Origin of the sequence: Paenibacillus monticola (assembly GCF_009664975.1) — a bacterium.
Taxonomy (GTDB): domain Bacteria; phylum Bacillota; class Bacilli; order Paenibacillales; family Paenibacillaceae; genus Paenibacillus_AQ; species Paenibacillus_AQ monticola.
The window spans coordinates 360,322-374,861 of record NZ_WJXB01000002.1; the positions used below are offsets into that span (position 1 = coordinate 360,322).

Here is a 14,540-nt window from a genome sequence, read left to right on the forward strand (position 1 = left end):
AGCCGTTTCTTCTTGACCTATGTGAAAGAGGTTAGCTGTTTATGATTTTGCAATTAGTAACCAGTTTTATCGCGACTGCGACGTTCTGCATTCTGTTCAATGCGCCGAGGCGCGCGCTGCTGCAATGCGGAATTGCCGGCATGGTGAGCTGGATGGTCTATTTACTGCTGGCCCAGCAGTGGGAAGCGGTCATTGCGACTTTCGGGGCTACCGTAGTTGTCGGGTTCATCAGCCAAATTTTTGCCCGTTCCTTCAAGATGCCCGTGATCATTTTCAGTGTCGGTGGCGTGATTCCGCTTGTCCCGGGTGGAATTGCTTATGACGCGATGCGGAAGTTCGTGGAGAATGATTATATCGAGGCTGTAAAGTTTGCTACTCAAGCTTTATTGCTCTCCGGAGCCATTGCCGCCGGGCTTGTGCTTAGTGAAGTGCTTGGACAAATGTTTCTGCGGAGAAGCAGATGATCCCGTACACAGCAAAAGCAAAAGGGTGCCATTAGCCATTTCCGGCTTAGTGGCACCCTTTTGCTACGAAATCAGGCGTTTATGCTATTGATACTATTGCTCTTGATCCAGGCCATTGCGAGCGTACCTTCACCCGCATGAATGCCGGCAACAGGAATAAAGGTCATAATCTCTGTCCGTAAGGCTGGAGCCATCTTCTTAATTTCTTCTTCCAGCTTCAGTGCTTCCTCCATATTGTTAGCATGCATAATACATACGTCTGTGATCAGCTCAACATCCTTCTTTAAGTTATCGAGCAGTTTCTGCTTGGTCTTCTTAAAGGTACGGATCTTCTCTTCTACAATAATTTTCCCATCATCAAAACGCAACAGCAGATGTATACGCAGCAGTTGGCTGAGCACAAGCTGAGAGCCAGTTACCCGCCCGCCGCGATGAAGCTGAGTCAGGTTGGATGGAATCAAGTAAAAGGACATATTCTGAATGATATTCTCGATTTTTTCTTTGATTTCTTGCACCGAGAGGCCCATGTTCTGCCAATGAATTCCCCGCATAATCATTTCACGGATCGGATAGGCGCCTACCTTGGAGTCAATTCCAACGACATTCGCTTGAGCGATCTCAGCAGCCTGCATAGAGGTACTGAACGTACCGCTAAGATCTGATGAACAATGAATGGCGATAATTTCCTCGTATTCTTGTTTCAATTGTTCGTACAGTTCAATAAACTCACCTATCGGCGGTTGTGAACTGCTTACCCGCTCATGCTGGCGCATTTTTTCATAAAATTGTTCGGAGGTAATATCTATATTCTCTTTGTAGCACTCGTCATTAACCAGGAGGCGTAGTGGAACAATATATACATGATTGTTCTTGGCGAATTCAGGATCGAGCGTACTGGTGCTGTCAGTTACCCAAGCGATTGGTTTCATATAAATCACTTCTCTCTTTCATGTACTGAATGACTGAATACTTTGGCGACGGCAAGACGTCCCTGCATTCATAAATTATACATGATAGAAAGATTTAATACAGATTTACCAAGCCTTTCAGCCAAACTTTTTTCGACATTTTTCGATATATATTCACATTACACATGATAAATATACCTATGAAAATGGAGGTTCTTTATGTTATGAGAACGTCTCAGCCGATGATTTTCTGGTAGCTGGCAATATCTAATCTTCTGCCGAATTTGGTGCCAATTTCCTTGAAATAGGCGCTCTGCTCATATCCATTTTTCCGGAAAAGCTTTAGGCTGCTCTCATTCTCCGCGCATACGGTAGCCACCAATACATGAAACTCCAGTTCAACGGCCCGTTCTTCAATAAATCGCAGTGCACTCCCACCTATTCCTTGTCCACTACAGCCCGGCTTCAAATAGATGCTAATCTCACCAGTGGCATCATAGGCTTGCTTGTTCTTATGTCTGGTGATCAGTACATAACCTTGCAGCTCACTTTCGCGCAGAATAGCATAGGACTTGAAGCGTACATCGCCATTTAGCACAGAGTTCCGCATTTCAGCTAAGTTTAAAGGCTCCATATGAAAAGAAACCGTAGTGTTCAGCACATAATAATTATAAATATCCAGCACTTCTGGCAGATGCTCTTCCTTGATTTCAGGAAATGACAGCCCACTTGCAGTTACATCACTCATAGTTTAAGTTAATCCTCCCATATTGAAGTTTCCAAATGATCCACGTACCGGCGTAGCTTGCCGGCGATTTTACGGTTAATCGTTCCTTGCTCATACAACTGCTGAACCTTATCCCGCTGCTCCTGAATGGCTTTTAGCTTCAGTTCAAGCTTCTGGTCATCTACTAGTCCATCCTTCGTCCAGCCGTTTCCCTGTCTCAGCCTGGCCATTATCTGCTCATATTTGCCCATAACCTGCTGAGAAGCTTCCTGATTATCCGCGTTCAACTGGCTCTTAACAGCTTCAATGGCCGCGCTGCACATCGCTATCTTAGCTTTTTTGGCACTTTCAGCGTATTGAACGGCCTGCTGTACATCGTCTCCTTCGCGCTGGCCCGAGAATAAGCCGGCGAATAGCCGCCGAACCTCTGTTACGGAGATTTTAATTTGCGAGTTCAGGGTACTGGCCAGAAAACCTTCAGTATGATCGAGCAACTCCTCCATCTTCAGCGCCACCGGAGCCGAGATCTCCGCTTGCTCCAGCAAACGATTCAGCTCTTTGCGCTCAGCATGCAGCCCAATGATTCGGGTCTTAATCACCAGCTGGCGGAAATGCTCCGACAAGGGAGTGTTATCCTGCTCTGTGCTGCCTAGTCTCTTGATTTGGTCGGTGAACTCTGTCAACGCGGGCAATGCCGACTCCTGCTTGTCTTCCGTCATCATGCTTCGCAGCAGTGTCATCCCGGCATTCATTACAGCCGACCTGGCGGCTTGCTCCGAACCCATGAGAGTGGCATCAGCTACAGCCTCTTTCTTGCCTGCGAGCAGCGGTAAGAAGACACTGGCAATTAGCAGCGACATCAGAATAACGCCTGCGGCTATGAAGATGATCAGATCCCGCTCTGGAAATGAAGAGCCATTACCCAGCACCAGAGGGATCGAGAATGCACCTGCTAAAGTAACCGCTCCCCGTACACCCGAGATCGAGGTAATCAGATGTGATTTCATGGGCACCTTCTCCATTTTTCGCAGCCTGCTTCCCCATAAGGAGAACAGATACACCCAGAGAAAGCGCAGCACTATCAGCAGCGCAGTAATCGCCAAGACGTAACCGACCACCAACAGGTTATCCACAGCGTCATCGCGATAGATCACTTCAATCACGTCAGGAATGGATACACCGAGGATGAGAAAAACCATCCCGTTCAGTATAAACAACAGGACTGACCAGGTACTGGCCGAGACTAATTGCAGCTTATACTGCGGAGATGTGGCGCGGTCTTTCTCGATCGCATGAATCACACCTCCAGCAACAACCGCCAAGATGCCGGATACTCCAATTTCCTCACTGACCAAATAAATAATAAACGGAGTCAGGATTTGCAGCAGCATATGGATCGTGACGTCCTCCATGCCCAATCTGCGGATAAATACACTCAGGCGAATGAGCAAGAAAGCTAATAATGCCCCGGCTACTAACCCCCCTATAGCAATGAGAATAAAGCTGAAAGTCGCCTGTCGTAAAGAAAACACACCGGTTACTGTTGCCGCAATGGCGAACTTGAACGCCACAAGTCCTGAGGCATCATTAATCAGCGACTCACCTTCCAGAATACGGTGAATACTCTTGGGCAGATGAAGCCTTCCGGCCAATGCGCTTACTGCAACGGCATCGGTAGGCGAGAGAATAGCCGCCAGAGCAAATGCCGCTGGCAAGGGGATGGTAGGGATCATCCAATGAATAGCATATCCGGCTATAAACACGGTAGCGAATACCAGCCCAAGAGCAAGCATCAGGATCGGAGCACGCAGGCTCCATAGCTCGTTTCGCGGCGTCCGCTTTCCGTCATTGAATAGCAGCGGGGCAATAAATAGGACCAGAAATAGTTCTGGCTCCAGCGACATATGAATGCCTGACGGTAACAGGACGACAATTACGCCAAGGACGATCTGGATCAGCGGAATCGGTACGAACGGAATAAAACGGTTCACTATATTTGACACTGCAATTAATCCCAGCAGCACAAGTACAGCAAGAAAAGTCTCCAATCTTCATCAGCTCCCAGATGGTAGTTGTAATTATACTTCTCTACATTCTTTTGGAATAGTAATTGGATAATATAATGGCCAGCACAAGCTCCAAGAGCAACACTGAAGATATCATGATAATGATGATCACATTCGTGCCCATAAATCCAAGTGCCAAAACAATAACAGTAAGCGCATATAAGACAATTCGGTTAATTTGCGCTCCAACCTTTTCTCTAATTCGAGTATTTCGCTCATCGTTTATTTCACTCTTTTTCTTGCGCACAAGCCAATTAAATTACCGATTCCCAGACAAAATAGTGCGGCTCCCAGACCTATGCATAATCCAGAGAGACTTTTGAGTGCTTCTCCAGTGAACACAAACCCGCCCAGATAGACAGAAGCTGCACCCAGAAGGGCTATAATTGCGTACAACTCTATTTTACTCTTATGCATTCCCCTACTCCTCCTCATATATAAAAATTTCCTCAATATTCAATTTGAAATATCTAGAAATTTTGAAAGCAAGCAGGATAGACGGATTATAACGTCCATTCTCAAGCGAACCTATAGTTTGTCTTGAAACCTCCAAAGCTTCGGCAAGCCCTTCTTGCTTGATGCCTCGCTGCTTCCTTATTTCTTCGAGCCTGTTCTTCACGAGAATACCCCCTGCGGCCTTAATGGAAAGCAAGCTTTCCATTAAATAATATCACAGGCACCATAAAATGGAAAGCAGACTTTCCATAATTCCAAAGAATTCATAGAATGTCCTTTTAGACATCATTGACAAAAATATTTATATGTGATATAATATATAACCATTTTATTGATTAATGAAAATATTTTAAGTAAACTATGCATTAGCCTTACGGCATAACTCTTATATACGAAATAACGGAGGGATATCATGCATATTGCCAAAGGAATTGAAATGTTAGAGATTTCAGTGCAGATTATGGGAGGAAGCAACACCATCTACCCTACATTACTCTGGGATGAGGAAACGGCTGTATTGGTAGATACGGGATATCCTGGCCTGCTGTCCAAATTCAAAGAGGTTATTAAACAAGCCGATGTCCCTTGGGAGCGGCTGCGCACAATTGTGATAACCCATCAGGATGTGGATCATATCGGCAGCCTACCTGACATGCTGGCAGAGGAGGATGCAGTGCTGAATGTGCTAGCCCATGAATTGGAGAAGCCCTATATCGAGGGAGAGAAAATGCTGCTCAAACATACGCCGGAAGCCTTAGCTGCTGCTGCGATGATCCCGCCTCATGTGCCAGAGGAATGGCGGCAGAAATTCCTGTTCACCTTGTCCCATCCGCCCAAAGGACGAGTAGATCAAACCATTGGAGGCGGTGACATCCTGCCTTTTGCCGGCGGGATTACAGTCATCTACACACCAGGTCACAGTCCCGGACATCTCAGCCTCTACCATCAGGAGAGCCGCACGCTTATTGCTGCTGATGCATTAACCGTCCTAAATGGCGAACTGCACGGACCCGATCGTACAGCTACACCAGATATGGCGTTAGCACTTCGCTCTCTGGCCAAGCTTGCTGCTTATGACATTGATACTGTAATTTGCTATCACGGGGGATTGTACCGCGGAGACGTAAACCATCGTATTGCTGAATTGGCTCAGGGAAGGTAACCATTGACCTATATAACAAAGAAGGCACAGCCGGATTGAACGGGCTTTGCCTTCTTTTTCTAATCACAGGGTCAAACTTCAGCCTGATTTATAGTGTTTTCTTCACAATCAATCTAATGCCAATGTTCCACGGATCTCTAAACGCAGGTACGCCACCAATATCTTCAACAGCATATCCCGCCTGACGCACACGTTCTACCACAGCCGTACGCTCTTCTTCATTGGGCAGCAAAAGAGTGAAATAATCAATACCTGCTGCATCCACCGGGGCCGCTGGCGCACCCTGACCCGCCCAAATATTAAGACCGATATGATGATGATAACCTCCGGCCGAGATGAACATAGCTGCATCCCCATAATGAGCGGTAAGCTCAAACCCTAACAGATCAACATAGAATACCTTGGCCTGACCAAGATCACCAACGTGAAAATGAACATGCCCCATAACTGTCCCTGCTGGCAGTCCATTCCAAGGCAAGCCTGCTGAAGCAGCCATCAGTCCGTCTACATCGACGGGGTCTGTAGCCATCTTCACATGGCCTTCTGTATCGTGTTCCCATGTATCCCGGGGACGGTCCCGGTAAATTTCAATGCCGTTATTATCAGGGTCCTGAATATATAGCGCTTCACTGACCAAATGATCTCCCTGGCCCACATGAATACCTGTAGCAATCAGGTTGCGCATGACCAACCCAAGACTCGGACGATTCGGAACAAGTATCGCAAAATGATACAGCCCTGCTACCGAATTCCGACGCAGCACCTTAGCATTCTCAATCTCACGCAGAATCAATAACACATTCTGACCGTCAGCGGTCATCTCCACCTCACGTCCAGCCTGCCGTAAAATACTTAAACCTACAATATTCTGGTAAAAAGCTAATGAGCGTTCCAAATTACTTACTCTAATCTGCACAAGACCTATCGTAAAGTCAGGATGTAAAGTTGTAGCTGCTGTCATATAACTTCCTCCTCATATACTAATCAAGTTCTTATCATTCTATATTACAACTATTCCAATTACATAGTAGCTATACTAATTATAGTAACATTCTATATGTTTGTCAATTACCTCCACTCACAATTCATAATTCAATTATATGTTATGTTTCATCACGCAATTTAATAAAAAAGCCACAAAATCATCTAAAATTTATTTATTTTAAATTTATAAGTTATATTTATTGACATGAACCTAAAAGCTATCTATAGTAGCAATATAAGATTCCAACAACCAAATGACACAATGTTGTGTCAGCTATTCAGACAATTAAAAAAGTCAGTCACGATGGCGTGGCTGCACCGGCAATGAGGCCGATTAACTAAATTCGCAGGTATGCGAGTTCTGTTAGTCGGTCTCTTTTCGTCTACACATTTAAGGGGGAATTTACGATGGAAGCAAAAAGTTTTCGGAAATCAGGCCATTTTCCAAGTTTGATATCAGCGTTTCTATATTTTGATGTCAGCTTTATGATTTGGGTCATGTGTGGGGCTTTGTCACTCTATATCACCAAAGATTTTGGTTTATCCGATACTCAGAAAGCGACTATGGTAGCCATCCCCATATTGGGCGGTTCCTTCTTCCGAATACCGATGGGAATATTAGCAGATCGTATTGGTTGTAAAAAAGCAGGGCTTATCGGAATGATACTTTCCATTGTTCCACTTCTCTGGGGCTGGTTAGGCGGTACTAGTTTGCTTCAAATTCAATCCATTGGATTCTTGCTCGGCTTCGCAGGTGCCAGCTTTGCAGTAGCGCTTTCCTTGGCCAGCCGCTGGTATCCTCCACAATATCAAGGTCTGGCCATGGGAATCGCAGGAGCGGGAAACAGCGGTACTGCGCTAGCTACCTTTTTCGGACCTCAGATCGCTCAGGCTTACGGATGGCATAATGTTTTTGGAATTGCAATTATCCCTTTGGTCCTTGTCATTATTGTGTTTGCAGTATTAGTGAAGGATGCTCCAAACGCCCCTGCACCTAAAACCTTGAAGGATTACCTCAGTGTATTAAAATTTGCGGATACCTGGTGGTTCTCCATTTTCTACGCGATTACATTCGGCGGTTTTGTCGGGTTTGCCAGCTACGCCAGCATTTTCTTCTATGATGTCTACGGTGATAATGTTCACGCCGGTGGTATAACCAAAGTACAGGTTGGTTACCTGGTTACCATAACGGTTATAGCAGGCAGCTTCTTCCGACCTGTTGGGGGCTGGATTGCCGACAAAATTGGCGGAATGCGATTCCTGACGATGTTGTTCAGTGTCATTTCTGTATGTGCATTTGCAATTGCGACAATGCCTGATTCCTTCCTTCTGATGCTTCTTTATACAAGTGTTATGATGGCTTGCCTCGGTATGGGTAACGGCTCGGTGTTCCAGATTGTTCCGCAACGTTTCTCCAAGGAGATTGGAGTCATTACGGGCTTCGTCGGGGCTGCAGGTGGTTTAGGCGGATATATATTGCCCAAGTACATACTGGGTCCACTTAAAGAATCTACAGGCTCTCACGTGACTGGATTTCTGGTTATAGGTTCCATCGTTCTAGTAACAACAATGGTATTCTTCGCTGTAACCCGCTCTTGGAAAAAGTCTTGGGCTACCAAGGAATCTGGGGTTAACTTCTAAGACTGTTTGAATGAAACTAAATTCGTGCTTAGAGCACTTCCCTGGGGGTGAACCAACATCAACATGACCACTACAAAAGTGAAAAGCGTCTGCCCCTATTGCGGTGTTGGCTGTGGAATTGTGCTCGAAGTATCCGATAACCGTGTGGTCAAAGTCACAGGTGATAAAGAGCACCCTGCCAATTTCGGCAGATTGTGTACCAAAGGAAAGACTTGTGCTCAAGCCATCACAGAATCTGGACGAATGGAATCCGCGTATACACGTCTATCTCGAAAAAAAGAACTGCTCAGCACCGGAATGGATGCGGCAATCACTGAGACTGCCCATCGTCTGCGTGGTATCCTTGACGAGCATGGTCCAGATGCCCTGTCCTTTTATGTGTCCGGCCAAATGTCCCTAGAGGCACAGTACTTGATCAATAAACTGGCCAAGGGTTTCGTCGGCACGAACAACATTGAGTCCAATTCACGCTTATGTATGGCGAGTGCCGGCAGCGGCTACAAGCTTTCACTTGGATCGGATGGTCCACCAGGTTCTTATCAGGATATGGACCAAACGGACTTGTTTTTCGTCATTGGGGCCAACATGGCTGACTGTCATCCCATTCTGTTCCTGCGGGTCATGGATCGGGTCAAAGCAGGAGCCAAGCTGATTGTCGTAGACCCCCGCCGCAATACTACTGCAGATAAAGCATCTCTATATATGCAAATCAAACCCGGAACGGATCTCGCCCTGCTTAATGGTATTTTGCACTTGCTGGTCAAGAACGGGCATACCGATCCGGACTTTATCGCTGAATTTACCTTTGGTTGGGAGAATATGCTCGACTTTTTGGAAGACTATTCACCGGAGCGGGTAGGCGAAATAACAGGGATTCCCGCAGCGGATATCCGCCAAGCCGCCTTATGGATCGGCGAATCGCCTGAGTGGATGACCTGCTGGACTATGGGTCTTAATCAAAGTACACACGGTACATGGCATACGAATGCCATCTGCAACCTTCATTTAGCAACTGGAACCCTATGCCGCCCCGGCAGTGGCCCCTTCTCGCTCACCGGTCAACCGAATGCAATGGGCGGCCGGGAGATGGGGTACATGGGGCCGGGTTTACCTGGGCAACGTTCTGTGTTAGTCGAAGCCGACCGTATGTTTATCGAGGATCTGTGGAATATTCCTCAAGGCACGCTGAGGACCGAAGTAGGCACTGGCACCGTATCCATGTTTCAGAGTATGCAGGCTGGAGACATCAAGGCCTGTTGGATTATCTGTACGAACCCCGTGGCCACCGTTCTCAATCGGAAGACGGTCATCGCTGGCTTGCAAAAGGCTGAACTGGTTATTACACAGGATGCATTTCTGGATACCGAGACTAACCGATATGCAGATATTATGCTGCCTGGTGCATTATGGTCAGAAGGCGAAGGCATAATGATCAATTCCGAACGCAACTTAACCTTGCTGCAAAAGGCCGTTGATCCACCTGGAGCAGCATTGCCCGATTGGCAGATCATCGCTCGGGTAGCTTGTGAAATGGGCTACGCTGCCGCTTTTTCTTACACCTCCGCAGCTGAAGTCTATCAAGAAATCCAACAGGCCTGGAATCCCAAAACCGGATATGACATCCGAGGTGCTACTTATGATCGACTACACGAAACATCTATGCAATGGCCCTGCGCCCCAGACAGCCCAAGTGATCGAAATCCGATCCGCTATTTGAATAATGGGGTCAGTCAAACGCTTAAAGTACATGCAGACAGCAGTAGCCCACGCCTCGTATTTCCGACTGAAAGTGGAAAAGGGATTTTCCTGGCGCGTCCCTATTTGCCGCCTGCAGAGATGCCGGACAGCGAATATTCTATTGTACTCAATACGGGTCGTCTGCAGCATCAATGGCACACCATGACCAAGACGGGGAAGATTCCTACCTTAAACAAGCTGAACCCGGGTCCCTTTATCGAAATTCACGCCGAAGACGCCGCAACACTTGGCATAAACGAGCGAGATCTTGTAGAAGTACGCTCACGGCGAGGTTTTGCTAGGCTGCCAGCGGTTATTACCGACAGGGTTCGTCCGGGCAACAGCTTCGCTCCCTTCCACTGGAATGATTTATTTGGCGACAATCTGGCCATAAACGACGTCACTAACGATGCGATCGATCCCATATCCTTTCAGCCTGAATTTAAATTTTGTGCCATCTCTCTTGTCCGAGCACCCATCCAATCTCTCGAAGCTGAAGTGAAGGAGGAAGCATATATGGCGCAAGTGGATCTGCTAGGCAGCATGCTAGGTATTGAACCTACTTCAACCCTGACGCTGAACGATCATGAGAAAATATACATTTCCGGATTTTTAGCCAGTTTGCGCACGAAGGATTCGATATTAGCTCCGGGCATTCCCGTCTTGCCTCCCACTGCACCTTTTGAACCGGCCACAAGGTATTGGATGGATGGCTTGCTGGCGGGTATGTTCTCCCGAACCTACCTTCCTGACGCAGGACTCATTCCGACATCTACACTACCAGCCTCACCAGAGTCCGGCGTTACCTTCTCACCTTCGGTAGAGGGCGTAAGTAAATTGCCCGTCACTATTCTTTGGGCCTCACAAACCGGAACGGTGGAAAATGCAGCAATCAACTACGCTAAGAAGCTGCAGGACTCCGGTCATAACATACGGCTTGTAAATATGAATGCTTATTCCATAGCAGATCTCCCTAAGGAACATCTTGTCTTGTTCATGGCCAGCACCTTCGGGGCTGGCGATCCTCCAGATAACGGCGAATACTTCTGGCAGGCCCTGAACGCAAATAACGCGCCTCAACTATCCGATCTTCGCTACACCGTTCTTGCTTTCGGCGATTCTAGTTACGACCAGTTCTGCGGATTCGGGCGCAACCTGGATGTCCGTTTGGAGCAGCTTGGCGCACAGCGGCTCCTGAATCGCATCGATTGCGATACAGACTATGAAGAGCAAAGTGCATCGTGGCTAAGTGCGGTCGAGTTGTCATTAATTGAGTCAGCTACCACCCCAACTAGGGATCGCATGATCAGCGACATAATATCGGAACCCGCAGCACAATCAGCTGCTACTGTCGAGCTTGTGGGGGGAAATAGATATGACCGCAATCATCCCCTTCAGACGTTTATCCTGGCCAATCGCCGGCTGAATAAAGAGAATTCCGAGAAAGAAATACGCCAATATGTGTTCAACCTCAAGAACACGGGTCTGCAATTTGAAGCCGGTGATGCGCTGGGCATCTGGCCGACTAACTGTCCAGCGCTCGTCGAGGATATTTTAGCCGCCATCAAGCTTAACCCTTCAGTCCCAGTGATGGTTAAAGACCGTGGAGAGATGCCCATCGTTGAGGCGATGCTTCGGCACTTCGAAATCACCCATATCACAGTCGGAATGCTTCAGTTTGTTCAGGAACACTCGCGCAGCAGCATGTTGGGTGAGCTTCTTAAGAGTGAGAATAAAACACAACTAAAGAAATGGCTGGGGGGACATCAGCTGGTCGATTTATTGCAGGAGTTTCCGGTAACTATTCTTGCGACTGAATTTATCCAATGTCTCAAAGCTATGCAGCCGCGCTTGTATTCCATATCATCAAGCCCGAAGGCCAATCCAGACGAGGTGCATATAACGGTATCGACCGTACGTTATGAAGTAAACGGAAAATCCCGCAAAGGGGTATGCTCCACCTTCCTCGCTGACCATGCCGAACAGCATACTGAAATTCCGATTTTCATTCAAAAGGCGGCCCATTTCCGCCCACCATCCAACCCGAATGTACCGATGATCATGGTCGGACCGGGTACAGGAGTCGGCCCTTTTCGCGGCTTCCTACAGGAGCGCAAAGCTATCGGGGCCAAGGGCAAGAACTGGTTAATCTTTGGAGAACAGCGAGCGGATAGTGACTTCCTCTTCAAGGATGAGCTTGAGGACCTGCAGAAAGCAGGCTTCCTGAATCGTCTGGATACCGCCTTTTCACGTGACCAGCCTCAAAAAATTTATGTTCAGCATCGTATGATTGAGCATGGGGCGGAGTTATGGGCATGGCTTGCAGCAGGTGCTCACTTTTATGTATGCGGAGATGCCAATAAGATGGCCAAAGAGGTCGATGCTACGCTTAAGAAAATCATTCTGCAGCATAGTGGGATGAACGCGGATGCGATTGATGATTACGTGAAAGACATGTCGTTAAGCAAACGGTATTCGCGGGATGTATATTAGTCAAGAAGAAACCTTGATCATTAAGACTGATCAAGGTTTCTTACTTTTCCAATATATTGATTAGATAATTCCAAGAGATATTTACCCAGTAGAAAATAGGGATATTGCAACCAAAGGATCCGTTGATTATCAAGAAATAAATCTTGAGAATCCACTGTAAGGATCACAAGGTATACCAGAATAAAACTAATAGCTACATATCCAAAACATTTACGTATTGAATCTATCTTCATTCCGATGCTCGATACCCACAGCAATAATCCTGCGGATACACTGAAGCCCAGCACCTTTAACAACGGTGTTAAATATTGAATCTCGGGCTTTTCTTTTAGAATATAAATAACCTGTGTAACCTCTTTCAAGTTCGCTTCATATACCCTTTTCCAAGATTCAAAATCTGACCAGCGGCTTGGGATCAAACTTGGAGGGATCGTTACCGGACCTTTAGTGCTTAGGAATATAGCGGTAACCAAGGACAGAACGGCTCCAGCCCAAAAGAGCACTCTGAAGAACGGCTTATTTTTTAGCACAGCAGCTCTTGTTATAAATGCTATACAGATTATGAAGGAAATAATCACGGGTAATATCCCGGATAACAAGACGGCCAGACTCTTAAATATTTGATAATCTACTGGATTGGCGGTTATACCATGCTGGTCGGTGAAACGGCCTATGACTGCCTCTCGCTCCATTTTATCCATACCGTCTGTATCTGCAGCCAGCGCTTTAACGGTCAGTTCTGCTTGGCTATCAAGTGGAACTACAACAGTAGACACTCCATCTCTTAACAATCCTCGAATCGTATATTCTTGATCGTCTAGAGTAACTTTATAGCCTGTAACTTCAGTAGTGCCAAATAAGGCATACGCAACATCACTGGATAATAAGATACCTTCTTTATCGTCTTCCTGCAGTGAAACCGTACTTTCCAGAACAAGCGATGAATTGCCGGATATAGCAGCAAAGAACACTTTGGTTTAGGTCTTTGCATTGCCTATGAGATCGTAAAGCTTCATAAGGGAACCTTAACGGTAAAAGATACCGCGGGTGGTGGTGCTACATTTGTGATTGCTTTAAATATCTTTTTACTCTTTATAGGCAAGTATAATGTCAACAGATAGCTCTTCTTGAAATAGCCCAGTAGTAGAGAAATCATCCAAAGTCTGACGCATATCATTTTCAAAGAGATCCACATTATTCCCTAACAGACGCCTGGATGCAAACGAAGTGGAGTATAGGTTGCCGATTATCGAATCGATAGTCCAGATGTGAGTGTAGCTCGGCAATGAATGACTTTCCACTCTTTTGAATGGAGATCTTGAAAGGATGTCCTCATAGTTTTCTCCTGGAGGAGTGAATGTACTGTTTCCTGCTATTCTTTCCTCCCCTAACCAACGCCTTACAACTTCGTTCACTTTTTGTTGCCAGCTCTGCGGCTCCTCTTTTTTATGACTATTATCTATTATTGCAATCCCGCCGTTACTGGCAACGTTATTGTACAAAAGATCCAGCACTCTATCCCTATCCATCCAATGAAAGGCTTTCGCAATCGTAACAAGCCGGAATTCTCCAAACTCCGCGGTTATATCCTCCGCCTTGCCATTTAACCATTGAATATTATCCACCCGAAATTCAGTAGCTAAGCGCTTTGCTTCATCAAGCATCTCAGATTCAGTATCTAGGCCCATAATTTGTTGAAACCAATCCGTGAATCTCAAGGCAAACTGACCGCTCCCACAGCCTAAATCGAGCATACGCCCTGCACCATCCAGTGCAAATTGATCCACTAAGTACCGAACAAGTGATGAAGGATATAAGGGGCGATACCGTGAATAATAGGAGGCTGTTCCTTTAAATAATTCCATACCATAATCTTTGGCTGCCATCTTCTCACCTTACCTA

General features: G+C 46.5%; 14 protein-coding genes. 5 read left to right on the forward strand and 9 right to left on the reverse strand.

What is annotated here, in order from left to right; genetic code table 11:
• The first annotated feature begins 41 nt into the window (after window positions 1–41).
• Complete coding sequence (locus GJB61_RS06135; RefSeq protein ID WP_154117586.1) at window positions 42–464, forward strand: threonine/serine exporter family protein; 423 nt, start codon at window positions 42–44, stop codon at window positions 462–464.
• 71 nt (window positions 465–535) lie between these two features.
• Here GJB61_RS06135 and GJB61_RS06140 read toward each other — a convergent pair whose 3' ends face one another.
• The 6 genes from GJB61_RS06140 to GJB61_RS06160 form a co-directional block, all read right to left on the reverse strand.
• A complete protein-coding gene (locus GJB61_RS06140) occupies window positions 536–1,393 on the reverse strand; it encodes a DegV family protein (protein WP_154117587.1) in 858 nt (285 codons plus the stop codon).
• 214 nt (window positions 1,394–1,607) lie between these two features.
• Window positions 1,608–2,120: a GNAT family N-acetyltransferase gene (locus tag GJB61_RS06145; protein WP_154117588.1), complete on the reverse strand. Its 513-nt coding sequence runs from the start codon at window positions 2,118–2,120 to the stop codon at window positions 1,608–1,610.
• A gap of 8 nt (window positions 2,121–2,128) precedes the next feature.
• On the reverse strand, window positions 2,129–4,147 hold the full coding sequence (locus GJB61_RS06150) for a Na+/H+ antiporter (RefSeq protein ID WP_154117589.1): 2,019 nt from the start codon (window positions 4,145–4,147) through the stop codon (window positions 2,129–2,131).
• 40 nt (window positions 4,148–4,187) lie between these two features.
• Window positions 4,188–4,412 (reverse strand): hypothetical protein, encoded by a 225-nt coding sequence (locus GJB61_RS31545; protein ID WP_229521503.1) that lies wholly within the window; start codon window positions 4,410–4,412, stop codon window positions 4,188–4,190.
• Window positions 4,388–4,582 (reverse strand): hypothetical protein, encoded by a 195-nt coding sequence (locus GJB61_RS31550; protein WP_229521504.1) that lies wholly within the window; start codon window positions 4,580–4,582, stop codon window positions 4,388–4,390. Before GJB61_RS31550 ends, GJB61_RS31545 begins: the two co-directional genes overlap by 25 nt.
• 4 nt (window positions 4,583–4,586) lie before the next feature.
• On the reverse strand, window positions 4,587–4,784 hold the full coding sequence (locus GJB61_RS06160; protein WP_338115683.1) for a helix-turn-helix transcriptional regulator: 198 nt from the start codon (window positions 4,782–4,784) through the stop codon (window positions 4,587–4,589).
• Window positions 4,785–5,033: 249 nt separating this feature from the next.
• Between GJB61_RS06160 and GJB61_RS06165 the strand changes: the two genes are divergently transcribed.
• A complete protein-coding gene (locus GJB61_RS06165; RefSeq protein ID WP_154117591.1) occupies window positions 5,034–5,783 on the forward strand; it encodes an MBL fold metallo-hydrolase in 750 nt (249 codons plus the stop codon).
• An 88-nt stretch (window positions 5,784–5,871) separates the two neighbouring features.
• On the opposite strand, the gene GJB61_RS06170 is transcribed toward GJB61_RS06165, so the two are convergent.
• Complete coding sequence (locus GJB61_RS06170; RefSeq protein ID WP_154117592.1) at window positions 5,872–6,744, reverse strand: VOC family protein; 873 nt, start codon at window positions 6,742–6,744, stop codon at window positions 5,872–5,874.
• A gap of 431 nt (window positions 6,745–7,175) precedes the next feature.
• Here GJB61_RS06170 and GJB61_RS06175 point away from each other — a divergent pair, with 431 nt between their 5' ends.
• Both GJB61_RS06175 and GJB61_RS06180 read left to right on the forward strand, forming a co-directional pair.
• On the forward strand, window positions 7,176–8,408 hold the full coding sequence (locus GJB61_RS06175; RefSeq protein ID WP_154117593.1) for a nitrate/nitrite transporter: 1,233 nt from the start codon (window positions 7,176–7,178) through the stop codon (window positions 8,406–8,408).
• Window positions 8,409–8,471: 63 nt separating this feature from the next.
• Window positions 8,472–12,638 carry a bifunctional nitrate reductase/sulfite reductase flavoprotein subunit alpha gene (locus GJB61_RS06180; protein WP_154117594.1) on the forward strand — a complete coding sequence of 1,389 codons (4,167 nt, stop codon included), beginning with the start codon at window positions 8,472–8,474 and terminating at the stop codon, window positions 12,636–12,638.
• Between the two features lie 20 nt (window positions 12,639–12,658).
• On the opposite strand, the gene GJB61_RS06185 is transcribed toward GJB61_RS06180, so the two are convergent.
• On the reverse strand, window positions 12,659–13,609 hold the full coding sequence (locus GJB61_RS06185; RefSeq protein ID WP_154117595.1) for an ABC transporter permease: 951 nt from the start codon (window positions 13,607–13,609) through the stop codon (window positions 12,659–12,661).
• Between the two features lie 30 nt (window positions 13,610–13,639).
• On the opposite strand from GJB61_RS06185, the gene GJB61_RS32340 reads away from it, so the two are divergent.
• Window positions 13,640–13,759 carry a hypothetical protein gene (locus GJB61_RS32340; protein WP_338115723.1) on the forward strand — a complete coding sequence of 40 codons (120 nt, stop codon included), beginning with the start codon at window positions 13,640–13,642 and terminating at the stop codon, window positions 13,757–13,759.
• Here GJB61_RS32340 and GJB61_RS06195 read toward each other — a convergent pair.
• Complete coding sequence (locus GJB61_RS06195; RefSeq protein WP_154117596.1) at window positions 13,724–14,524, reverse strand: class I SAM-dependent methyltransferase; 801 nt, start codon at window positions 14,522–14,524, stop codon at window positions 13,724–13,726. The two genes, GJB61_RS32340 and GJB61_RS06195, sit on opposite strands and share 36 nt — an antisense overlap.
• Window positions 14,525–14,540 lie beyond the last annotated feature (16 nt).